The 24,410-nt window shown below is 33.4% G+C and carries 13 protein-coding genes; 6 read left to right on the plus strand and 7 right to left on the minus strand.

Going from position 1 to position 24,410, the window contains the following annotated elements:
• Positions 1–7: 7 nt before the first annotated feature.
• The 7 genes from EAG11_RS21470 to EAG11_RS21500 form a co-directional block, all read right to left on the minus strand.
• Positions 8–1,216: an anhydro-N-acetylmuramic acid kinase gene (locus EAG11_RS21470; protein WP_129540978.1), complete on the minus strand. Its 1,209-nt coding sequence runs from the start codon at positions 1,214–1,216 to the stop codon at positions 8–10.
• 105 nt (positions 1,217–1,321) lie between these two features.
• The gene (locus EAG11_RS21475) at positions 1,322–4,318 is read right to left on the minus strand and encodes a glycoside hydrolase family 3 N-terminal domain-containing protein (protein WP_129540979.1); all 2,997 of its coding nucleotides are present in this window, start codon (positions 4,316–4,318) and stop codon (positions 1,322–1,324) included.
• Between the two features lie 80 nt (positions 4,319–4,398).
• The gene (locus EAG11_RS21480) at positions 4,399–5,904 is read right to left on the minus strand and encodes a sodium:solute symporter (RefSeq protein WP_129540980.1); all 1,506 of its coding nucleotides are present in this window, start codon (positions 5,902–5,904) and stop codon (positions 4,399–4,401) included.
• 61 nt (positions 5,905–5,965) lie between these two features.
• A complete protein-coding gene (murQ, locus tag EAG11_RS21485; protein ID WP_129540981.1) occupies positions 5,966–6,793 on the minus strand; it encodes an N-acetylmuramic acid 6-phosphate etherase in 828 nt (275 codons plus the stop codon).
• A 113-nt stretch (positions 6,794–6,906) separates the two neighbouring features.
• Positions 6,907–8,106 (minus strand): exo-beta-N-acetylmuramidase NamZ domain-containing protein, encoded by a 1,200-nt coding sequence (locus tag EAG11_RS21490; protein ID WP_129540982.1) that lies wholly within the window; start codon positions 8,104–8,106, stop codon positions 6,907–6,909.
• A 271-nt stretch (positions 8,107–8,377) separates the two neighbouring features.
• On the minus strand, positions 8,378–10,111 hold the full coding sequence (locus EAG11_RS21495; RefSeq protein ID WP_129540983.1) for a RagB/SusD family nutrient uptake outer membrane protein: 1,734 nt from the start codon (positions 10,109–10,111) through the stop codon (positions 8,378–8,380).
• Between the two features lie 24 nt (positions 10,112–10,135).
• A complete protein-coding gene (locus tag EAG11_RS21500) occupies positions 10,136–13,426 on the minus strand; it encodes a TonB-dependent receptor (protein ID WP_129540984.1) in 3,291 nt (1,096 codons plus the stop codon).
• A gap of 246 nt (positions 13,427–13,672) precedes the next feature.
• On the opposite strand from EAG11_RS21500, the gene EAG11_RS21505 reads away from it, so the two are divergent.
• From EAG11_RS21505 to EAG11_RS21530, 6 genes are all read left to right on the plus strand, one after another.
• Positions 13,673–14,422 (plus strand): DeoR/GlpR family DNA-binding transcription regulator, encoded by a 750-nt coding sequence (locus EAG11_RS21505; protein ID WP_129540985.1) that lies wholly within the window; start codon positions 13,673–13,675, stop codon positions 14,420–14,422.
• Between the two features lie 135 nt (positions 14,423–14,557).
• Entirely contained in the window at positions 14,558–16,483 is a 1,926-nt protein-coding gene (gene nagB, locus EAG11_RS21510; protein WP_129540986.1) for a glucosamine-6-phosphate deaminase, read from the plus strand.
• Positions 16,484–16,680: 197 nt separating this feature from the next.
• Positions 16,681–19,596, plus strand: coding sequence for an FAD-binding and (Fe-S)-binding domain-containing protein (locus tag EAG11_RS21515; RefSeq protein ID WP_129540987.1), 2,916 nt, complete (start codon positions 16,681–16,683; stop codon positions 19,594–19,596).
• A 112-nt stretch (positions 19,597–19,708) separates the two neighbouring features.
• Positions 19,709–20,530, plus strand: a complete 822-nt coding sequence (locus EAG11_RS21520) for an alpha/beta hydrolase family protein (RefSeq protein WP_129540988.1) — start codon at positions 19,709–19,711, stop codon at positions 20,528–20,530.
• Between the two features lie 250 nt (positions 20,531–20,780).
• Positions 20,781–22,619 (plus strand): PQQ-binding-like beta-propeller repeat protein, encoded by a 1,839-nt coding sequence (locus EAG11_RS21525; protein WP_129540989.1) that lies wholly within the window; start codon positions 20,781–20,783, stop codon positions 22,617–22,619.
• A 299-nt stretch (positions 22,620–22,918) separates the two neighbouring features.
• Entirely contained in the window at positions 22,919–24,391 is a 1,473-nt protein-coding gene (locus EAG11_RS21530) for a glycoside hydrolase family 10 protein (RefSeq protein ID WP_129540990.1), read from the plus strand.
• The last annotated feature ends 19 nt before the right edge of the window (positions 24,392–24,410 follow it).

Genomic DNA, 24,410 nt, shown 5'->3' on the forward strand with positions numbered 1-24,410 from the left:
GTTTTCTTTAGCTAGGAAAAGAGATTTTGCCCATCGATACAGATGGAATTCCTTTGCGTGTTCCAAAATCTGAAGTCCCTCCTGAAACAGTTTCATTTGCTAAAATGGCAAATAGTATGGCTTCTTTTGCATCTCCTGAAATTCCTAAAGTATCAGTGTTAGAAAAAGTACATGGCAGTAGTTCTTTCAGCCAACTTACTAATAATGGATTGTGTGCGCCTCCGCCTGACATATAAATAGTAAAATTGGCAATAGGATACGTTGTATTGTTTATAGCTAAATGTATTGCTTCGGCAATAGTTTCAGCACCAAAGCGCGTTAATGTTGCCAGTAGGTCTTCAGTTGTAATAGCTGAAGTGTTACTTTTAGTTTGTGCTTTTCTAACATATTCTATATTGAAAAGTTCAGGTCCTGTTGTTTTTGGAAATGATGCAAGGAAGAATTCATCTTCTTTTAAAGCTCCTAAAAGAGCATTATTTACGGTGCCTTGTTTCGCAATTTCGGCATCTTTATCATAGGCTTTATCAGGAAACGAAAGTCTGGTAAAAGTATCAATTAGGGTGTTTCCTGTTCCTGTATCAGTAACAAAAACTTCCTCCGGATTACAACTTGATGGCAAGTAAGTAAAATTTGCAATACCTCCCATATTAAGCATAATACGATTTTCGCCTTTTTTTCCAAAAAGGAAATAATCACCATAAACAGCAAGTGGAGCACCTTCACCACCTGCAGCTAGGTGTTTTTGTCGAAAGTCAGACAGCGTTATAATTCCGGTTTTTACTGCAATATGATCTCCGTCACCAATTTGTAAAGTAGCATTTGGGAATTTTTCTTGCTGATGTAAAATCTTCGGAGCATGAAAAACAGTTTGTCCATGAGATGCTATTAAATCGACTTGCTCTGTTGGGACTCCCCAACGTTTTAAACATTCTAAAATCATATTGGCATGAAGAACTCCAATCCATTCATTTAGTAATGCTAGTTTCTGAAATTCGATTGTTTGCTTTGCAAATATGTTTCTGATTTCTGATTTTATTTCTTCTGAATAATCTACAGTATCAAATTGAATTAATTGAACTTCTGTGTTTTCTCCTGAACCTGAGATTTTACATAAAGCTACATCTAGACCGTCTAAGGAAGTACCTGACATTAATCCGATAATAGTTCGGGATGGTTTTTGAGCAATTTGATATAGTGATTCCAGATTTGCGTTCATGATTTTGTTTTTAAAAGTTCATCTTAATATACTTTCAAACCATATAAAAAATATAAGTTCATTGAAGCAGTATTTTGAGAAGACCCTAATATGGACTTATATTTTTTATTTTATAATAGCATCCTGAATTATTTGCTGAATATCTTCTCGGATTTTTCCTCGAGATAATTTATTCTCTTCGTTAATAACTTCGGGGTAGGTTCTATTGGATAAAAATACATAAACAATTTCTGTTTCTGGATCAACCCAAGCGATGTTTCCTGTAAATCCAGTATGCCCAAAACTAGATGGAGAAACACAAGCACAAGTTGGACCTCCTTTTTCTATTCTTTTATCAAAACCTAAACCTCTTTGAACTCCTTTATCAGCATAATAACAAGTATTGAATGCATCAAATGTTTGCTCAGAAAAATATTGCTTATTACCATAATTCCCTTTTTGTAAAAATAGTTGCATCATTTTGGCAACATCCATAGCATTAGAGAAAATCCCTGCATGCCCAGCTACGCCGCCTTCCATTGCAGCTGCCATGTCATGAACATATCCTTGAATAACCTGATGTCTAAAATAATTATCTATTTCGGTAGGAGCAATGTTACTTCTGTCAAATTTGTCTAAAGGATTGTAAAGGGTATTATTCATCCCGAGTGTGCTGTAAAAATTTTGTTGACTCAGCTCTTCTAATTTTTTGTGGGTTTTTCTCTCTAAGTATTCTTTCAGGATGATAAAGGTAAAATCACTATATCTGTACTCTTTTTTTAAGGATAGTGGACTATCTGCAATGATTTTCATGATGGTATCATGATAGTCATTTCTAATAAAAAGACCATCTGCAACTTTAGTCGAAAAGTCAGATTCGGCTACTCTACGATAATATTTCGCAGAAGGTTTTCCTTCGCTGTCTAGCGTTGCTTTGTAGAACGGAATCCATGCTTGTAGCCCTGCATAATGAGTTAGTAAATCCTTGAAGCTGATATTCTCTTTGTTTGTTTTTGCAAAAAGGGGTACCATATCTTTTAATTTGGTATCTAGATTTACTTTTTCATTATCATACAACTGCATTACATTAGGCAGGGTCGATATCATTTTTGAAATCGAGGCAACATCGTACAAATCTGAATTAGTAACTTTTCGGGTAGTATCATAAGTTTGACTGCCGTATGATTTCTGGAAAATAACACTTCCTTTTCGTGCTACAAGGACTTGCATTCCAGGAGTCATTTTACCATCAATTGCTTTTTGGGCTATAGCATCGATTTTAGATAAAATTTGTGGATTCATACCTACATTTTCTGGTGTTGTAAAACCCAAACGATTTATTTTTTCGGTAGATAATCCATCATTTACATTAAAAGAGGTATTAATAGATACAGGTAATTTTCCTTTGGCAGAAATAGCTCCAAACAGTAATTCTGCCGAAACGATCTGGCTAATATCTGAGTTTTGATAAGATACTACTAATCCTTCGATATCATCAAAGTTAGTGATTGGTAATAAAGAATAAGGTTTTGTGAAAATATCTAAAATCACTTTGTTGTGTTTTGCAATTTCTTGCAACCAAACCAATTCTGTATCAGTGAAATTTTGCTTTTCCCAAGTTTTGTTTACTTTATGAAAACCTATGATAACAATATCATATTTTTTTAATTCTTTGTTTAGGCTGTCAATATTAGTGTTTGCTACTTCTGTAATGTTTGTATATTTTTTTAATGTGGTTACAAAATCACTGTTTACATCTTCTCCTAGTTTTACATAGGCAATCTTTTGATTTAAATCTTTGATAGGAAGTATTTCCTTTTCATTTTTTAAAACTGTAATGGCATTTTCATATAATTTATAGTGCAAAGCATCATTTTGTGATGGATTAAGATCATTGTAGATGTTTGACATATTTATTGGCTTGTAATTATTTAGCCCAATTTTAAATTTATAATGCAATATTTTTTTTACCGAATGCGCTAAGCGTTCCTCAGTAATAATACCTTCGTTATAAGCTACTTCTAGTTTTTGTACTGCTACGGGTACATTTTCTGGGCAAAGTAAAATGTCATTTCCAGCAAGAATCACAGCTATTTCCAGATCACCAGGACCTTTGAAATTACTAGCCCCTTTCATTGCTAAACCATCTGTAAATATCAAACCCTCGAAACCTAATTCTTTTTGAAGCAAGTTAATTACTACATTATATGATGCCGAAGAAGGAACATTTGGCGTAGGCTCTAAACTCGGAATATTAAGGTGGGCAACCATAACAGAAGCTAAGCCTTCATTGAAGATTCGTTTGTATGGATATAGTTCGACTAACTCAAGTCTATCTTTTGAGAAATTAACCAGAGGCAAAGCATAGTGAGAATCAGTTGATGTGTCTCCATGTCCTGGGAAATGTTTTCCGGTACTAAAAACACCTTGACTTTGTACTCCTTTCATTAATGCAATAGCTTTGTCGCTAACATTAACTTTATCTTCACCAAATGAGCGGTTTCCGATAATAGGGTTTTTAGGATTGGTATTGATATCAAGTACGGGAGCAAAATTAAAATGAATCCCGATTCGCTTGTTTTCATTGGCCATGTTTCTTCCAACATTCTCAATTAGACTCAAATCTTTAATAGCTCCCAAAGTCATATTCCAAGGGTAACGATACGTTGAATCTAATCGCATACCTAATCCCCATTCGCCATCAATAGCGATGAATAGAGGTACTTTTGCTTTCGATTGGTATTGATTAGTCAATTTTGCTTGACGAACTGGCCCCCCTTGAAAAAATATTACTCCACCTACTTTATAGTCTTGAACTAATGCATTAACTTGATTTGTATGAATTGAATCTTTATTAGAATAGGCAGAAATCATAAACAGTTGTCCTATTTTTTCTCGAAGTGACATTTTGTTGTAAATGCTATCAACCCAATTGGTTTCTTTGTCTGAATCCTTGAAAAAAGTTTTCTTTTTCGATTTATTGGGAGTAATACTGGCTACTGTATCTTTTGCAAAAGAGTCTTTACTTGTATCTAGAATTGTATTGTTTTTTTTGCTAGCACAATTGATAATTAAAAATAAAAAAATGGCGTATAGGCTAATTTTTATGAAGGATTTTTTCATATAATTATTTTTAGAATCAATTAGAAACTACTCATAGTAGTTTCTAATTGACTTGTCGATTAGTTATGTTTTAACGTGGTTTAAAAACTTATTTTTTCACTGCTACGAGAGCTCGTTAGGTATAATCCAAGGTAAGTTATTAATCCATTTAATACTATTAATTCATTATCAAAAACGTACCCTGCAAATAACACTTTTGAATTTTCATTTATCAAATAGGTAAAGAAAGGGGATAGCAGGCATATAAAAGGAACTAGTTTGTCATTTACATTTCTTGATTTCTGAAATAGTCCAAAAGCATACAATCCTAGCAAGGGGCCATAAGTATATGACGCAACCTTAAAGATCATTCCGACAACAGAACTATCATTGATAGAATTAAATATGAGTATTACAAAGAAAATTAATGCTGAAAAACTAATATGAACTAAATGTCTGATGCGTACCGTATTTTTTTTGTTGTTTTCGGCTTTGTCCATACCTAAGAAATCAACACAAAAAGAAGTTGTTAAAGCAGTTAATGCCGAGTCGGTAGTAGCAAAAGTTGCTGCAATAATTCCTAGTAAAAATACAATTGCAGGAATTGTAGCCAAATGATTTAAAGCAATTTCTGGGAAAAGCAAATCAGTTCTAGGTTTACCTGTAATTAAATCAGTAGGGATTGCAATTCCGTTTTTGTTTGCATAAATGTATAGTAAAGCTCCAACGCTTAAAAAGAAAATATTAATAATAACGAAGATCCCTGTAAAGGTGAACATGTTTTTTTGTGCTTCGCCAATGTTTTTACAGCTCAGATTTTTTTGCATTAAATCTTGATCTAATCCGGTCATTGCAATAGTTACAAACATTCCTCCTAATATTTGTTTTATAAAATGGAACTTACTTCCTAGAAAATCTTCAAAGAAAAATATTTTAGAATAGTTGCTGTTCTTTACTTCTTCAAAAGCGCCAATTGCGCTTAAATCCATTCGATCGCAAATAAAATAGATAGTAAGAAATACCGAAGTAACTAAGAAAAAAGTCTGTAAAGTATCCGTTATAATAATTGTTTTTAAACCGCCTCTATAAGTATAAGAAAAGATAAGAAGTAAAGAAATCAATACAGTAAACGCAAAAGGGATATTATAATAATCAAATACAAAACGCTGCAATACTATTACGACTAAGTAGAGTCGGAATGCAGAGCTTACGGTTCTACTAATCAAGAAAATAGAAGCTGCAGTTTTATAGCTATAAAACCCCATTCTTTGTTCTATATATCCATAAATAGAGGTTAAGTTCATTCGGTAATATAAGGGTAATAACAATTTTGTAATTATTATAAATCCGATAGCATTACCTAATACAAACTGAAAATATTTAAATTGTTCTCCACTTGCAGCACCTACTTCTCCAGGAACAGATATAAAAGTTACTCCCGAAAGAGCCGTTCCGATCATCCCAAAGGCTACTAAATACCATTTTGAGTTTTTATTAGCGGTAAAAAAAGCTTCGTTTCCGTCATCTTTCCTGCTGACTCTGTGCGAGATATAGAATAAGGTTCCGAAATAAACGATGATTAGGATTAGGATTGTACTTGGTGTCATTTTATAACTTTTGTGGTTTAGTATTTTATAAATCTATAAAAGATTTTGATTAGTTAGGTTGTTAAATTTCCAGATTTTTATTTTCTGCTAATAAAACAGCTCTTACGCTTTTGTGTTTTTTTAATAATTCAGAAGCTAGTTTTTCATCAATCTTAAGTTCTTCTACAATCATTTCAATCCCTCTTTGTACTAATTTCTTGTTAGACAATTGCATGTCTATCATTTTGTTGCCGTAAATTCTTCCTAGTTTTATCATGACAGATGTCGAAATCATGTTTAAGACTAGTTTTTGAGATGTTCCAGCTTTCATTCTTGTACTTCCAGTAAGGAATTCTGGGCCTACAATCAATTCAATAGGGTGGTCTGCTTGTTTTGATATCAGACTCGCGCTATTGCATGATATGCTACCCGTAACGATATTGTTTTCTCTTGCTTTTTTTAGTCCACCAATAACATAAGGAGTATTTCCAGAAGCGGCAATTCCTAGAACTACATCTAAGCTCGAAATATCATAAGCAGATAAATCTCTCCAGGCTTGATTAATGTCGTCTTCAGCATTTTCTACTGCTTTTCTAATAGCCGAATCTCCACCAGCTATAATACCAATAATCCAATTGTCAGGAACTCCAAAAGTCGGAGGACATTCAGAAGCGTCAAGAATACCGATTCTTCCAGAAGTTCCAGCTCCTATGTAAAATAATCTTCCACCAAGTTTCATTTTAGAAACAATAGTATCTACTAATTTTTCAATATTAGGAATTTGTTTTTCAATTATAGCTGCTATTTTTTTATCTTCATTATTTATGTTTGTGAGCAATTCATTAGTACTCATTTTATCTAAATTCGAGTAAAGAGATTCTCTTTCTGTATCTGGATTTACCTTTGCCATTTTTATTTTTTTAACTGATTTTTTTAATTTTTTAATTTTTTGAAGACCTCCACAATGTTTGAATTTTGTTTGATTTCAGTCTGATTTTATTCGATAATAAATAGGGCAATGATTTAATAGATTAAATATGTCATGCGCATTTTTTTGAATGATTCTAAATCCTTCTGCCATGTTTTTCTAATTTTACTTTCGGAAATTCCGCTTTCAATTTGCTGTTGTAATTTTTTTGTTCCAGCAAGTTTTGTAAAAAAAGGATTGAAGAATTTAGTTTTATCACTCGTATTTTGATAGGCTTTAATTAGCCATTTTAGTTCTAATTTTGTGAGCTTAGGATAAGCTGTTAAATCTTCTCCAAAACATTCTTTTCCATTATATAATGGATCTTTGGCTCCAAAATTTGGTTTAGGTGTAAAACTAAAATTTGTTTTTGCTAAAAAAGGAGAACCATAAATTTGGAATTGTTTTTCAGTTCCGCGTCCCATACTCACATTAGTTCCTTCAAAAAGACACAAACTTGCATATAGATTTATAGATTGGTCATTTGGCAAATTAGGAGATGGTTTTGCAAGTAAGCTATATTCCATTTTTCGATTATAGTCTAGACAAGGAATAACGGTTAATTTGCATTGAATTTCGTTTTTAAGCCATTTTTCTCCATTTATCATCTGAGCATATTCACCGATGGTCATTCCGTGAAGAAGAGGGATAGGGTGCATGCCTACAAAACTTGTGTATTCTTTTTCTAAAAGGGGCCCATCTATAATGGCTCCATTAGGATTAGGTCTGTCAAGTATCATAAGTGGAATTCCATTTTCTGCACAAGCTTCCATAACATAGTGTAAAGAAGAGATGTAGGTGTAAAAACGTGCTCCAACATCTTGCAGATCAAATATCATAACATCGATTCCGGCTAATTGTGTTGCTTTTGGTTTTTTATTGTCTCCATAAAGAGAGATAATTGGTAGTCCTGTTTTAGGATCTTTTGCATCTACTACATGTTCGCCAGCATCGGCCGTTCCTCTAAATCCGTGCTCAGGGGCAAAAATGGTTTGAACAGCAATTTTTTTCTCTAATAAAAAATCTACCAAGTGCATTTTGTTAGATAAAATTCCTGTTTGATTCGTAACGATTCCTACTTTTTTATCTTTTAATAGAGGCAGGTATTTTTCATAATTATCAGCTCCAGTTTTAATAATAGGATTATTGATTTCTATCGTATTGTTTTTTACAACGGGCTGAAATGAATTTGAATAGGATGGAATATAAAATACAGTTGCTATAAAAAGAGCACTTTTTGCTATGAATTTTATCATTTTAATTTGCTGTTTAAAAGTTAGAAGGCTGAAATTGACTAAATAAAATTTTTAATTATTGTTTGATTAGTATTCAGTATTTTTTGATTGTTGTTGTTGGTTGTAGTTAATTAAAGATAGTGTTTATCTGAGATTTCAGATTACGATTTTATTTTAGTCAGCTTAATTCATTTATATTTTCGATGTACGAATATATAATTTTTAAAACACTACCTCTGGATATCTATGTCCAGAGGTAGTTTGTTATTTTATCAGATTTTGTAATTACGAATTACCAACCTGGGTTTTGTTTTAATTCTACACCTTGAGCTTTGTATAAATCAATATCATTAGTAGGGATATTCATTAAGTAGTGTTTTGCTTCAAAGTTTCTTGTACTTGTTGGGTATATTTTTACATATCCGTTTGCATCTACAGTTGTTTGTGTTCCTGTAGGAGTACCAATTCTCGCTCCAAGATTTACATCTAAATTTTTATTAGTATCTAGATAATCTCCTTTTTTCCAACGGTAAATATCCATTTGTCTTAGCGTCGTCCAGCTCATGAATTCAATTTGGCGTTCACGACGAACTTCCCAGATTAGTGGATTAACAGCTCCGGAAATTTGCTCTAAGGTAGCGGTTCTTCTTGGATCGTTAATTTGTATTCCTCCAGCAGAAGCATTAGTTCCATCGGTAGTTAAAAGAGCAATTCCAGCACGAGCACGTACTTTATTGATAGACATATCGAGATCTGTATTTGTAGCAGTACCAAGTTCAGCACAAGCTTCAGCATAATTTAAATACACTTCACTTAATGTAAATATAGGTGCATCAGTATAATTTCTTCCACCTGTTGTAACGTCTGGACCAGTTGTCGCAGGGTTGTTGTATAACTCAAACACATATCCAGACATAGAGGCCAATGCAGCTGTACTATAAGGTTTTCCTCTATATCCATAATTGGCAGGGTTAACCGTTTTTCCAAAGCGAGGATCTCTATTTGCAAAAGTTTTAGTAACATCATCATCACCAGTGTACTGGGTGTTTCCAGCTTGTTGTATAGGTAATCCATTTGTGGTTACATAACTTTCTGCGGCCCATTTTGTTAAACCATATTGAGTAGTTGATGTATTCGTATAATTTTGAAGAGAGTGCATTAATACATTTGTTAAATAACGTTTTGTAAGTATCACCTCAGTATTACCAGCTAGTTCAACAGAATTATAAAGCGATTTCCAATCTGTGTTTAATTTATACCCTCCATTATTCATTATAACTAATGATGCCGTTTTGGCTTTGTTAAGGTAAGCGCTTCCGTCTTGACCTAAATGGTATTTTCTGTAAGTTCCTTCATAAATATAAAGGTTACTTAAAGCTGCGTAAGCAGTGTATTTGTTAACTGTAGTGTTTTTATCATCTACAGGAAGTAACAATTCTGCCGCTTCTTCTAAATCTTTAATGGCTTTATCGATAACTTCTGCTCTTGGCATAGCAGGCGAATATACAGCTGGATCATTTTGAGCTAAATATTTATCGATATATGGAACATTTCCCATTTTTTGTACTAAACGAAAATAAGTGTATCCTCTGAAAAATTTTGCAACTCCGATATAATGATTCTTTTTTACCTCAGGCATAGAAATACTAGGTATTTTTTCCAGTAATAAGTTACAACGACGAATAAGCGTGTAATATTCATTCCAAGAGGTAGTATTAGTTGGAGATGTGGTAACTGGCATTTGAAAGAAATTATAAGCAGTTAAGTTATCATCTACTTTGCTATCACTACCGTGAAAATAGAACGAAGAAAGTCCGATTCCTGTACCGTTTCCATATCCATAAAAGGTATCGTAATTAACCCATGAGAATGTCTTTACGTTGTCTTCTGATTGCCAAAAGTTCTCGTTTGTAAATTTATCTGCTGGTTCGTCTGTTAAGTAATCGTCGCAACTAACTGAAGTTGTTGCTACAAAAGCGGTAGCGAACATCAGTAGTAATTTAGATTTTATATTTGAATTTTTCATTTTATTTTTTTTGAATAGTTAATATTAGAAAGATAGCTCAATACCAAAAGACCATGTTTTAGTAAAAGGATAAGATCTTCCCCAGAAAATTTCTGATTCGTCGATTTCTGGATCAACAGGAAGGCGACTATCTGCCCAGGTCACTAAGTTTTCACCCGAAGTGTATATTCTTAGTTTTTCTAAACCAGCTTTTTTGATAAAATCTTTTGGCAAGCTGTATCCTAAACTAAAGTTTTTAAGACGTAGGTAAGACATATCAAGTAAATATCTTGATTGCGTAATAAAGTTATTCATACCGTTAGTACCACCTCCAAAAGCAACTGATTCGCTACCAGCATGTGGATTTGGCCAATATGCATCTGTGTTAGTTGGTGTCCAATAGTCAGCTTGGTTGGCATACATTTGTTGTGGATGACGATAGAAAGGTAATACAGCATCAGAAGCAGCCCAATAGTCACGTTTAGCGACTCCTTGAAAGAATGCCGACACATCAAACCCATGAAACTTTCCACCTAAAGTTATTCCGTATTTGTAACGAGGTGTTGAGTTTCCAATTTTACTTAAATCCCCATGATCATCTGCAGTTCCTGCTCCACGTGAAATAACACCGTCACCATTAGTGTCTACATAATGCACATCTCCAGGGCCGTATTTAAAATTACCAAGCATTGTTTTAGAATAGTCTACTCCATTTACCGTTTTACCATTATTAGTAAATACGTCAGTAGATTGTAGCAATCTGTCACTTGTTAAGCCCCAAATCTGACCAACTTCGTATCCATCATAATAAGGATGTGTGCCAGCTGAAACTAAACCTAGTAGTTTAGAAGTATTATTCCATTTTGTAATTACAGATTTGTAATCTGATAAAGCCACATCAACAAATACAGAAGCGTTTTCGTTTATTTGTTTGTTAAAATTTAAAGCCAATTCCCATCCTCTTGTTCTCATGTTTCCTGAGTTGGTTTGAGCTGCATTCTGGCCAAACGACCCCGGAAGTGTTATACCAGGAGCTAGCATTCCTTTGGTGTCACGTTGGTACCAGTCAAATGAAGCACCAAACATATTAAATATTCTAATATCGATACCAATATCTTTTGTATATACTTTTTCCCAAGTTAATGATGGGTCAACATTAGTTGGTAAATCAGTAGAAGGAGGTAAAACAGCTCCACCATTAATCCAAGAAGGATTTTTAGAGTTTAATACTGCTAAGAAAGCGTTGTTTCCAATATTCTGGTTTCCAATAGCTCCCATAGAAGCACGTAATTTAAGGTCATTTAACCAATCACGTGTATTTTCCATGAATTTTTCATTGCTAATTCTGTATCCTACAGAAGCTGACGGGAAGAATCCCCATTGTTGATCTGTTGGGAATTTAGAAGAACCATCATAACGACCATTTAATTCTAATAAATAAATTCCCTTATAATCATAATTTACACGAGCAAAGAAACCTGCAATTGAATAGTCTGTTTCTGCTGGATTTAAATCTTTATTAGCAGCTCCAGAAACAAATTGTTCGCCTACTGCAAGATTAAATTCTGGTTTAGATTTGTCTAAAAGGGTATTTCTTCTGGCATAAGTACGAGAGAAATTTTGCCACTCTGAGTTAAAACCTCCTAAGAATTTTAAATTATGATTGTTAAATTGTTTCTTGTAGTTAGCATAGATGTTTACCACATTTGTTTTTGATTGTGATTTTGATTGCGCTACAAAATCATTTCCTGCTTCAAGAGTAGCAGGAATAGCTGTTTGTATAGTTGTAGCATCATAAGGCATAGCTGACCAGTTATCCCATGCTTGAAATTTCCCTCCGTTTTGTTTTCTTGTATAATAATCAGTTACACTGCTTATTTCTGTTATTAAATTAAGGTCTTTTGCAATTTGCGCAGTAAATTTAGCACTTAATCTGTTGTTGTTTTTTTCATCTTCATTCACAGAAGCATTAGATAAATATCCTCCCGCAGTACGGAAATTATATCCTCTGTACGTACCAAAATTAGGTGTGTATTGTCCCCAACGAAGTGCATAGCCAAGATAATTTGTATAGGTTGTATCATCTGTGCCAGCACCACCATAATAATTAAATGGATATTCGTAAGTACTACTAATATTCATTACTCTGAAATCAGCAGTAAGCCAATCGGCTAATTTTGTTGTAAAACCTAAATTTATATTTGTTCTTTTTCTAGTCTCTTGATTTACTCTTAGCATTCCTTTTTGATCAGAAAGCGCAAATGAAGCGAAGAAAGAACTGTTGTCGCCTAAGTTACCTTGTGCAGAAAAATTGTGGGTAGTTTGTATCGCATTTTTTGCGTACAATTCTTTATTAGTATCCCATACTCTGTAGAAATAAGGATTTCCTCCTATAATTTCCCAGTCTTCACCATAAATCATTTCATTGCTAGTACGGTTATTTGCGTATTTTTCTTTCCATTCTACAATTTTTGGAAGTAAGATATTGTAATTTGCACCAAAGAACTCAGGAGAAAGCGCAGTACGGTCTGCTGCAGCAATTAAGCCTGGAATTTCTTCTGTTGGATCTAAGAATTTTAAAGTAGAAATAGGATTACTTATAGCAGTGTTTCCGCTATAAGAAAATCTAACTTTTCCTTCACCTGTTTTACCTCCTTTTGTGGTAATAAGGATTACACCAAAGGCTGCACGAGCTCCATAGATAGAAGCCGAAGCAGCATCTTTTAGTACAGATATTGATTCTACATCATTTGGATTAATAAGAGACATGTCAGTTGGAACACCATCTACTAAAACAAGAGGGGCATCAGAAGCATTAGTATTGACAGTTCCAGCACCACGGATGTTTATGTTTGCTGGACGATTAAGGTTTCCTGAGTTAAAATTGATGTTTACACCTGGAGTAGTACCTTGTAGTGCTTTGGTAACATCTGTTAAAGGTCGGGTTCCTAGTGTTTTACTAACATCGATAGAGGCAACAGCACCAGTTAAGTTGGCTTTTTTCTGAGAAGAAAACCCTACGACTACTACTTCATCTAATTTGGAAATACTTTCTGAAAGGTCAACGTTGAGCTTTTGTTGTCCCTCAAATTTGATCACTTTAGTTTCAAATCCCATATAGCTAAAGCTAAGGCTTTGTCCCGGTGATACAGCAATACTGTAGTTTCCATCAAAATCTGTTGAGCTACCATTTGCAGTTCCTTGAATAAGGACGCTAACTCCAGGTATAGGAATCCCATCCGCTTTGTTTTTTACAGTTCCGGTAATTGTTTTTGTTTGCCCAAATGTTACTTGAATGAACAAAACCAACAATGAAATAAGGAATAATTTTTTCATGATTATTTGGTTTTTTTAATGGTTGTTGAGCAAATATATTTATTTATTGCATATAAATGCGGTATATTGTAATTATTTTCAAAAATAAATTAAAATAATGCAAAATAACGCATATTTTTATTGTACTAGCCCTAGTTTTGGTTTTTTGAAATAAAATACGCAAACTATTGCATTTGTTGAGGTGTTCTCCAATTTTGAATTGAATTATTTGATATATTTGTGCTAAATCTTATTAATTTATAAAAAATGCTAAAAGCCGAAAGACATAAATATATAATGACTAGACTCTTTGAAGATCAAAAAGTCGTTACAACAGACTTGGCTTTGGCTTTAGATTTGTCTGAGGACACGATAAGAAGAGATTTGAACGAACTGGACAGTAAGAATCTTCTTGAGAAAGTTTATGGCGGGGCAATACTGCCTACAGAAAAGCCTGCTAATGTTTTTGATATTGCTATAACAGCAGAAGAAGAGAAGAAAGAAATCGTAACAAAGGCATTGTCATTATTGCACGATGGACAAGTTATTATAATGAGTGGAGGAAGCACTAATTTAGTTTTTGCAAAGCTAATTCCCTCGGATTTGAAGGCTACTATTTATACGTATAGTTTACCAATAGCTATGCAGCTATCACAACACCCAAACATTGATTTGATATTCATAGGTGGAAAAATGCAGAAAAATGCAATGGTTACCATAGGTATGGATGTGATACAGGTTTTGTCTAAGATTAAAGCAGATATTTGTTTTATTGGCGCCAGTAGTATCAATGTTAAACAAGGCTTAACAGAGGTAGGTTATGAAATCTCTATTGTTAAAAAAGCAATGATAGAATCTTCAGATAGAGTTGTTTCTATGTTTTCTTCAAATAAATTAAATACAAAAATGCCGCATGTTGTTTGCGAATTAAGCCAGTTAGATACTATTGTTACTAATTTAGATCCAGAAGATTTAAGGCTGGAAGAATATAGAAAATCTGGAGTTTTTGTGTTGTAATTTGAAATTCAATCAATAAATTATGCGTTATTTTACGGTATTTGAATTTATTTTTGTTAAATAATGTAAAATAACGCATCCGTTTTGTTTTTTGTATATATTTGTTAAACTAATTTTTTAACTAAGAGATATATTATGAAAACCAATACTTCTTTGGCTTACGACATACCAGGTAAATTTGAAGAAACCCGATTTGAGAAAAACCATAATGTGATTTTTGATAACTCAATTGTAGGTTCTAAAGCAGTTGCCCAGGAAATGGCCGAATTAATACGTTCAAAACAAGCTAAAAACAAAACGTGTGTACTTGGTCTGGCAACAGGCTCATCACCTATAAAAGTATACGAAGAGTTAGTTCGAATGCACAAAGAAGAAGGACTTAGTTTTTACAATGTAATATCTTTTAATTTGGATGAATATTATCCAATGACCAAAGAAAATCGTCAGAGTTACCATTATTTCATGCATCAGTATCTGTTTAATCATATAGATATTAAACCTGAAAATGTAAATATTCCAGACGGAACAGTTGTTTTAGAAGAACTTAATCAATATTGTGTTGATTATGAAATGAAAATAAAAGAAGCTGGAGGACTTGATTTTCAGTTGTTAGGAATTGGACGTACAGGACATGTAGGTTTTAATGAACCTGGTTCGCATATTAATTCAGGAACTAGAATTATAACATTAGATCATATCACTAGAGTCGACGCTTCATCAGATTTTAATGGTATTGATAACGTTCCAAAAAGAGCGATTACAATGGGAGTTTCAACAATTCTTAGATCAAAAAGAATTGTTTTGATGGCTTGGGGACAAAATAAAGCCGCAATTATCAAGAGAACCATTCAAGGAGATATAAGTTCAGAAGTTCCTGCTACATTTCTACAAAATCATTCCAATGCGACTTTTGTGTTAGATCAGTCTTCGGCATCTGAATTAACTCGTTTTGAAACGCCATGGCTAGTTGGTGGATGTACTTGGACACAAGAATTAAAAAGCAAAGCAATCGTTTGGCTTTGTAAAGAAACCAAACAATCGATATTAAAACTCACCGATAGAGACTATAATAATAATGGAATGTCAGACCTTTTAGCTCAAGAAGGTTCAGCATATGATTTGAATATTAATATGTTCAATGTTTTGCAACACACCATTACAGGTTGGCCAGGAGGGAAACCCAATACTTCAGATTCGCATAGACCTGAAAGAGCTAATCCAGCAAAGAAAAGAGTAATCCTTTTTAGTCCACATCCAGATGATGATGTGATTTCTATGGGAGGAACATTCTCAAAATTAATAAAACAAGGACATGATGTACATGTGGTGTATCAAACTTCAGGAAATATAGCAGTTACAGATGATGAAGCATTAAAATTTGCAGAAGTATGTAACGATTTTATTGGAAAAGATATCGATGGAGTAAACTTCTCATCAGTTATTGATTTTCTAAATAATAAGACAGAGAATCAGGTAGATTCATTAGAAGTTCGAAAGTTGAAAGGGTTGATAAGAAGACGTGAATCGTATGCAGCTACAAGATATATTGGTTTAAAAGATGAGAATACGCATTTTTTAGATCTGCCTTTTTATGAAACGGGTCAAATAAAGAAAAACCCTTTAGGATTAGAAGATATTGCAATTGTTAAAGATATTATAGCAAAAATAAAACCACATCAGGTATTTGCAGCAGGAGACTTGGCAGATCCGCATGGAACTCATGAAGTATGCCTGAATGCTATATTTGCAGCAATGAAGGAATTAAAAACCGAAGCGTATATGTACGATTGTTGGTTATGGTTGTACAGAGGTGCTTGGCATGAGTGGGATATTCATGAGATAGACATGGCTGTGCCGTTGAGTCCAGACGAAGTAACTATTAAAAGACATGCTATTTTGTATCATCAATCTCAAAAAGACAGAGTAATGTTTCAAGGAAATGACTCAAGAGAATTTTGGGTACGAGCAGAAGAGCGTAATAAAAATACAGCAAGGTTATACGATGATTTAGGTCTTGCAGAATATGAAGCTATCGAAGCCTTTAAACGTTTTTATTACTAATTACCCGATTTCGATTAACAAAAACTAATTTCCAAAATAAAGTCCTAATCCCGCAAGATTTATTACCGCGAACCTAACAAGTTTTAAAGACGAGTTAGGTTTAATCTTGCAAATTTTTAAGATCAAAAAAAGACCTTGAAAGACGATAATAGAGATTAATTATTTTGTATTTTTAAAAAAACAATAGCACCAATTAAATGTCCGATTCTCTTCAATTACAACACTTATCCGATTCATTAGAAGGAACTCTTTTTTATGATGAGCTTCATAAAAAAATATATGCTACTGATGCTTCTGCTTATAGAATAATGCCAGTAGCAGTAGCAGTTCCAAAGACAGAAGAAGATATTGTTAAAATTATTCGCTTTGCAGCAAAAAATAAAATTTCGATAACCCCTAGGACAGCAGGAACTTCTTTGGCTGGACAAACGGTGGGTAACGGAATAATTGTAGATGTTTCTAAGCATTTTACCAAAATTGTAGCATTTGATCCTATAAAAAAAACGGTAACAGTTCAACCTGGAGTAATTCGAGATGAACTGAATTTGTATTTAAAGCCGCATGGTTTATTTTTTGGGCCCAACACATCGACAACAAATCGATGCATGATTGGAGGAATGGTAGGAAATAATTCATCTGGAACGACATCTATACGATATGGAGTTACCCGAGATAAAATAATCGAGATAAAGGCTATTTTAAGTGATGGCAGTACTGTTGTATTCAAAGAAATGTCTTCAGCAGAATTTATAGAGAAGACAAAAGGGGATTCGCTTGAAAGTAAAATTTACAAAGCAATTTACGAGGAACTTTCAAATAAAGAAAATCAGGAAGAGATTGTAAAAGAATTTCCAAAGCCAGAAATTCACCGAAGAAATACAGGCTATGCGATTGATTTATTATTAAAATCGGAGCTCTTCTCAGGGACAGAAAACAAAATAAATTTAGGAAAATTACTTTGTGGAAGCGAAGGAACTTTAGCATTTACCACAGAGATTACATTGAAAGTAGATGATTTGCCACCAACAAATAATGTTATGGTTGTGGCACATTTTCATACTATTCAAGAAAGTTTAGAAGCTGTAGTTACTGCTATGAAGCATCATTTGTACACCTGTGAAATGATGGATGATACGATATTAGATTGTACCAAAACAAATAGAGAACAAGCAAAAAACAGGTTTTTTATTGTAGGAGAACCTAAGGCAGTTATCATGCTCGAAGTAGGATCGCATCATAGTATGGAAGATGCCGAATTACAGGCAGATGCCTTGATAAAAGACCTTGAGGAAAATAATTTTGGGTACGCTTTGCCTAAAATTTATGGAGCCGATATTGATAAAATAAACGAATTACGAAAAGCAGGACTTGGACTTTTAGGAAGTATTGTAGGTGATGATAAAGCAGCTGACTCTATTGAAGATACAGCTGTAGAACTAAGTGATTTGCCTAATTATATCGCTGATTTCTCTGCCATGATGGAAAGTCATGGACAAAGTGCTATTTATTATGCACATGCAGGTGCAGGAGAAATTCACTTGCGTCCAGTTTTAAATTTAAAAACAAAAGAAGGATTACACCAATTTAGAAACATTGCTACCGAAGTGGCTATTTTGGTGAAAAAATATAGAGGTTCATTGAGTGGAGAGCATGGAGACGGAATAGTTCGTGGAGAGTTTTTACCTTTTATGATAGGAGAAAAAAATTATGAATTATTAAAACGAATCAAAAGCGCTTTTGATCCAGATACAATTTTGAATGTTGGAAAAATTGTGAACGCTTTCAAGATGGATGAAAACCTTCGTGTAGAAGCGGGTAGAGTAGAGCCAGATATAAAAACAATTCAGGATTTCTCGGATAGCATGGGGATTTTGCGTGCTGCCGAAAAATGCAATGGTTCAGGTGATTGTAGAAAATTACCTTCAGCGGGAGGAACTTTATGTCCGAGTTATCGAGCTACTAGAAATGAAAAAGATACTACTCGTGCCAGAGCCAATGCGTTGAGAGAATATCTAACTCATTCAGAGAAAGATAATAAATTTGATCACGAAGAATTATATAAGGTATTTGAGTTGTGTGTGAGCTGTAAAGCCTGTGCAAGCGAGTGTCCAAGTAACGTAGATGTAGCGACTTTAAAATCGGAGTTTTTATACCAATATCAAAAAGCAAATGGATTTTCTGTCCGAAATAAAATATTTGCTTTCAATTCAAAACTTAATAAACTCGGGAGTATAGCACCGTCTATGACTAATTTTGTAGCCAATCTAGCTTTGGTTAAAAAAAGTATGGGAATTGCATCCCAAAGACAGGTTCCATTATTAGCGCCAACGACTTTTAGAAAATGGTACGAAAAAAATAAAAAAATAGCAGGAAGCAATTCTTTTACAAACGGAAAAGTCTATCTTTTTTGCGATGAGTTTACCAATTATTATGATGTTTCAGTTGGGATAGATGCCTATGAATTACTGACAGGATTAGGTTATGAAGTGATTGTAATAGATCACGAGGAAAGCGGAAGAGCTTTTATATCAAAAGGATTCTTGGAAGAAGCACAAGATATAGCCAATAAAAACGTGGGTATCTTCAAGGATTTAATTTCAGAAAACACACCGTTGATAGGAATTGAACCCTCAGCAATATTAACTTTTAGAGACGAATACATTCGATTGGCAAAAGACAAAGAAAGCGCTGAAAAATTATCGAAAAATACATTTACTATCGAAGAGTTCTTTAAGAAAGAAATTGCAACAGGAAAAATCCATTCTGGACAATTTTCGGATGTAGAGAAAACAATTAAAATTCACGGACATTGTCATCAAAAATCATTGAGTACTGTTGAAGCTTCATTTGCAATGCTAAACGTACCTAAAAATAGTTCAGTTACCATTTATAATTCAGGTTGTTGTGGTATGGCAGGTTCCTTTGGATATGAAAAAGAGCATTACGAAATCAGTATGCAAATGGGTGAAGATACTTTGTTCCCAAAGATACGTTCAACCGAAGCAACAACTGCAATTGCAGCTGCAGGAACGAGTTGCCGCCATCAGATTTTTGACGGAACCAATAGAAAAGCAATGCATCCAGTGACGATTTTGAGGGATTGTTTGAAATAAATTTCTCGAATATAAATTTTATATTTTTGTCAAAAGGTATCAGAAATAAAAAATCTCATACATTTTGAAGAAAAGCTATTGCCTTTTTTTAACCAAAAGAAACTATAATTCTATGAAAAAAACAATCTATATAGCTCTCTTAGTTTTCGCATTTTTTTCTGCCAAAGCAGCCAAGATTGATACTATACAAGTGTTTAGTACTTCGATGAATAAAAATATAAAGACGTGTGTAATAGTTCCTGATAATTATAAAAAAAGCAAGAAGAAATTACCAGTAGTTTATCTGCTTCATGGGTATAGCGGAAATTATGCAACTTGGGTAAAAAGTTTTAAAGAGGTTGGGCAACTGGTTGATAAATATGGATTTATAGTAATAGGCGTTGATGGAAATTTTTCAAGCTGGTATTTTGATAGTCCGATTGACACAACTTTTAAATATGAAACTTATGTCATTGATGAGCTAGTTCCTTTCATAGACAAAAATTACAAAACGATTACAAGTCGTGAAGGCCGTGCTATATCAGGTCTTAGCATGGGCGGACATGGCGCATTGTATCTTTCGTTTAAGCATCAAGAAGTGTTTGGAGCTGCAGGGAGTATGAGCGGAGGAGTAGATTTTCGTCCATTTCCTGAAAAATGGGATATAAAAAAACGATTGGGTTCTATAACAGAATTTCCTGAAAATTGGGAAAAGAACACAGTGGTAAATATGCTGGAATTAGTAGAAAGTAATAAGCTAAATCTTATTATTGATTGTGGTGTTGATGATTTTTTTATTGACGTAAACAGAGAACTTCATACAAAGATGCTCAGTCTAAAAATAAATCATGACTATATAGAACGTCCAGGGAAACATAATATTGAATATTGGGAAAACTCCTTAAAATTTCAATTACTGTTTTTTAATAATTTTTTTAATAGTTCTGTGAAATAAGTTCAAAGGGACAGAGAAACAAAGGTTCAAAGGTTCCCTATTGATATGCATATAAACGCATCGCAGTGCGTCTAACATAAAGGATTAAAAGATTTTTTTTACCACGAATTCAATCTGCTAAATCTGCTAAATCTGCGTGAGAAAAAGGTTCAAGGGTTTCCTATAGATACGCATATTAGGTGTACAGTGTAGATACCCACCGCAGTGCGTCTAACACAATAATAACAACCAATAGATTTAATAATTGCTTATGAAACATTCACTTTCCATAATATTATTGCTTTTTATAATTGCATCAGGGTTTTCTCAAAAGACAGAAAAATCAGAAAATATTAAGTTTGTACAACTTACAGATTTGCATGTTTCAGTGGGGAACGAAAATGATTTTTTACTGCAAAATATTATAAAAGAAATTAATAATTCGGATAATGAATTTGTTGTAGTAACGGGGGATTTAACAAATCGTGGTGCAGATGATGAACTAAAACAAGTACATTCTATTTTGGGCAATTTAAAAATTCCGTATTATGTAATTTCTGGAAATCATGAAACAAATTGGAGCGAAAGTGCTGGTTTGACTTATAAAAAAATATGGGGCGACGATCGATTTGTTTTCTCAAAAGGAGATTACCTTTTTATCGGATTTCCGTGTGGACCATATATGAAAATGGGAGATGGTTTTGTAAAACACGAAGATGTTCTTTGGTTAGATAAAACACTAAAAGACAGTCTTAAAAATAGCAATAAAAAAGTTCTGAATTTCGCTCATTATCCACTAGATAATAGTGTTAGTAATTATAAAGAAGTTCTTTCAGTTTTAGAAAAATACCCAACAGTTGCAAGTTTCTGTGGTCATGGACATACCTTAAAAAAATATGATTTTTCAGGATTGAGTGGTATCATGGGAGCATCTATTACTTCTCGCGATGGTAAAACAAGAAGTTATAACGAGGTAATCATCAATAACGATAGTATTAGTATTTATCAGAAAGAGATAGCAAAACAAGGTGTTTTTAAATTTTCAGTTCCTACTAAACCTTCAAAAATTGAAATTCCAAAAGATAATTTAGAAACTAATTTCTCTCCATTCATAAAAGATATTGCATCAGTTTATAGTGTTCCATGTTTTGATAAAAAAAGTCTTTATTTTACTAATTCTATTGGTGAGATACAATCGATTAATTTGAAAAATAAAGTGCTGAATTGGAAAACAGAAACAGGAAACGCGATCTATTTCTCACCAATTATTGTAAAAAATATTCTTGTTATTGGTACGATAGAAGGAAACTTGTTAGGATTTGATGCAGCGTCTGGTAAACAAAAATGGAACATACCAGTTGGCGGAGTATTGGTAGGTTCACCAATTGCAGAAAACAATAAAATTTATACAGCAAGTTCAACAGCTTTTATTTGCATAGATGCTGTTAGTGGTAAGGTAATTTGGAAGAATAACTTGCCACAATCGTATTCGCAAGGAACTCCTTTAATACAAGATGATAAAATTATTTTTGGAGCATGGGATACTAATCTTTATTGTCTAAATAAAATTACAGGAGAACTTATTTGGAAATGGAATAATGGAAATGAAAAGCAAGTTTTGTATTCAGCAGGAAATATAAATGTAGTCTCATCAAAAAATAGACTTTATTTTGTGACACCCGAACGATTCTTAACAATTCTAGAACTACAAACAGGCAAAACACTTTTAAGAACCTCCAAATGGAAAGTTAGAGAATCGATGGGGAAAAGTCAAGATGGAAAGTGGTTTTATGCAAAAACAATGAATGGGGAACTTTTGAGATTGCCCCTTAATGATAATTTAGAATTAACGGAAGAAAATTTGATTAATCAAAGTAAAGTTTTGGACTTAAAGCTTGGATATGAACACAATCCTGCACCAATATTTGAAAACAACAATAAGATATACATAGGAAGCCGAAAGGGAGAAGTTGTTATTGTAGATGCAGGGAAATTTGAGATTCTAAAACAAATTAATTTAGGAAGCTCCAGCATAAATGGATTTTCAATTGATGATCAAGGAAGAGTATGGACATCGCTTATAGAAGGAGGAATATATTTATTAGAGTAAGTTGTTTCGTCGAAATGACAATATTGGGGAAAAACTTTCGAAAGTTGCGGTTGTTTTTTTATCATGACCCGAGTGAAAGCAAACAGGATAAGCAATTACATGAATTAAATCTGCTTAATCTGCCAAATCTGCGAGAGAGAAAATAAAAGATTATATAGATTAAATGAAACCTTTGCGAGCTCTGCGGTTAATTTTTTGCCACAGATTAAAGGATTAAATAGATTAAAAGTCTTTGCGAGCTTTGCGGTTAAATCCTCCGCTAAAGAAATATATATATTAACAAACCAAAAATAGAATTTATGAAAACCTTAAAAATTTTAATTCTAGTATTGCTGATTCAAGCCAATCTTTTTGGACAACAACCAGCAAAAAGAGAAATGCGGGCCGCTTGGATATCTACCGTCGATAATATAGATTGGCCATCAAAACCAGGGCTTTCAGATAAAGAAATGAAAGCTGAAATGATAACAATTTTAGATAATTTACGATCATATAATCTAAATACAGTAGTTTTTCAAATTCGTCCTACGGCCGATGCTTATTATAAATCTACAAAAGAGCCAGCGTCACATTGGATAACTGGAACGCAAGGAGTGGCACCCGGGTTTGATCCGTTACAGTTAATGATAGATGAAGCAGGAAAAAGAGGGATGAGTGTTCACGTTTGGCTAAATCCATATCGTGTACAGAAAGACACAACCAAGGATGTACTTTCCAAAACACATTTGTATTTTAAGAAACCAGAGTTATTCCTTACTTACGGAAAAACTAGATATTTTAATCCCGGTTACAAAGAAACCAGAGATTTTGTAGCTTCAGTAGTGGGCGAAATAGTTCGAAATTATGATATTCAGGCGATACATATGGATGATTATTTTTATCCATATAAAATTGAAGGAAAAGAATTCCCAGACCAAGTTGCATTTGCCAAAGAACCTCGACAATTTAAAGACAAAGACGATTGGAGAAGAGACAATGTCGATTTAATAATCAAGCAAATAAGAGATACAATAATTGCAAATAAACCAGAGGTCGAATTTGGAATTTCACCTTTTGGGGTATGGCGAAATATAGCAAGAGATTCACAAGGATCAAATACTATGGCAGGAGCAACAAATTATGATGATTTGTATGCTAATATCTTAAAATGGCAGAAAGAAAATTGGATAGACTATGTAACACCTCAACTGTATTGGCACATTGGTTTTGATAGAGCAAATTTTGAAGTTTTAGCAAAATGGTGGGCAGAACACAAATATGGAGCAAATGTGTATATCGGTCATGGAGAGTATAAGATTTCCAAAACATCAAAAGAAGTAGAATGGAGAAGTCCTGATCAAATTGTAAAACAAATAGAAATGATTAGAGCCTTACCATTGATAGATGGTTCTATGCATTTTACGGCAAATGTATTTAAAAGGATGGGAGATACACTTAGAAAACCTATTATCGAAAAACAATATAAATATATCGCATTAACACCCGAAGCAAATAGAATCACAAGAATAAAACCAGAACCGCCAATAAGTGCTTCGATTACTCAAAGAGGAGAAAAAGGACAGCTTACTTGGAAGGCAGGATTAAACAATAAAAAATTTGTGATTTATAGATTTCCTAAAGGAAAAATAACCGATTTCTCTAATCCAGAGAATATTTACTACGTAACCACAGCTACAAAATTAGAAATACCAAATGCTAATTTTGAAAACTATATCTATGCTATTACCGCTTTGAGTACCACACAAACGGAAAGCATTCCAATACAATTTTAACAAAACAAAAAACCAGAAA

Source organism: Flavobacterium sp. 140616W15, from assembly GCF_003668995.1.
Taxonomy (GTDB): Bacteria; Bacteroidota; Bacteroidia; order Flavobacteriales; family Flavobacteriaceae; genus Flavobacterium.

Bases quoted from the DNA above. Each gene is read 5' to 3' on its own strand.
- EAG11_RS21505 (WP_129540985.1), top strand. From the start codon at position 13,673: ATGCTAAAAGCCGAAAGACATAAATATATAATGACTAGACTCTTTGAA.
- EAG11_RS21525 (WP_129540989.1), top strand. From the start codon at position 20,781: ATGAAACATTCACTTTCCATAATATTATTGCTTTTTATAATTGCATCA.
- EAG11_RS21495 (WP_129540983.1), bottom strand. From the start codon at position 10,111: ATGAAAAATTCAAATATAAAATCTAAATTACTACTGATGTTCGCTACC.
- EAG11_RS21515 (WP_129540987.1), top strand. From the start codon at position 16,681: ATGTCCGATTCTCTTCAATTACAACACTTATCCGATTCATTAGAAGGA.
- EAG11_RS21470 (WP_129540978.1), bottom strand. From the start codon at position 1,216: ATGAACGCAAATCTGGAATCACTATATCAAATTGCTCAAAAACCATCC.
- EAG11_RS21500 (WP_129540984.1), bottom strand. From the start codon at position 13,426: ATGAAAAAATTATTCCTTATTTCATTGTTGGTTTTGTTCATTCAAGTA.
- murQ (WP_129540981.1), bottom strand. From the start codon at position 6,793: ATGGCAAAGGTAAATCCAGATACAGAAAGAGAATCTCTTTACTCGAAT.
- EAG11_RS21490 (WP_129540982.1), bottom strand. From the start codon at position 8,106: ATGATAAAATTCATAGCAAAAAGTGCTCTTTTTATAGCAACTGTATTT.
- EAG11_RS21480 (WP_129540980.1), bottom strand. From the start codon at position 5,904: ATGACACCAAGTACAATCCTAATCCTAATCATCGTTTATTTCGGAACC.
- EAG11_RS21530 (WP_129540990.1), top strand. From the start codon at position 22,919: ATGAAAACCTTAAAAATTTTAATTCTAGTATTGCTGATTCAAGCCAAT.
- EAG11_RS21475 (WP_129540979.1), bottom strand. From the start codon at position 4,318: ATGAAAAAATCCTTCATAAAAATTAGCCTATACGCCATTTTTTTATTT.
- EAG11_RS21520 (WP_129540988.1), top strand. From the start codon at position 19,709: ATGAAAAAAACAATCTATATAGCTCTCTTAGTTTTCGCATTTTTTTCT.
- nagB (WP_129540986.1), top strand. From the start codon at position 14,558: ATGAAAACCAATACTTCTTTGGCTTACGACATACCAGGTAAATTTGAA.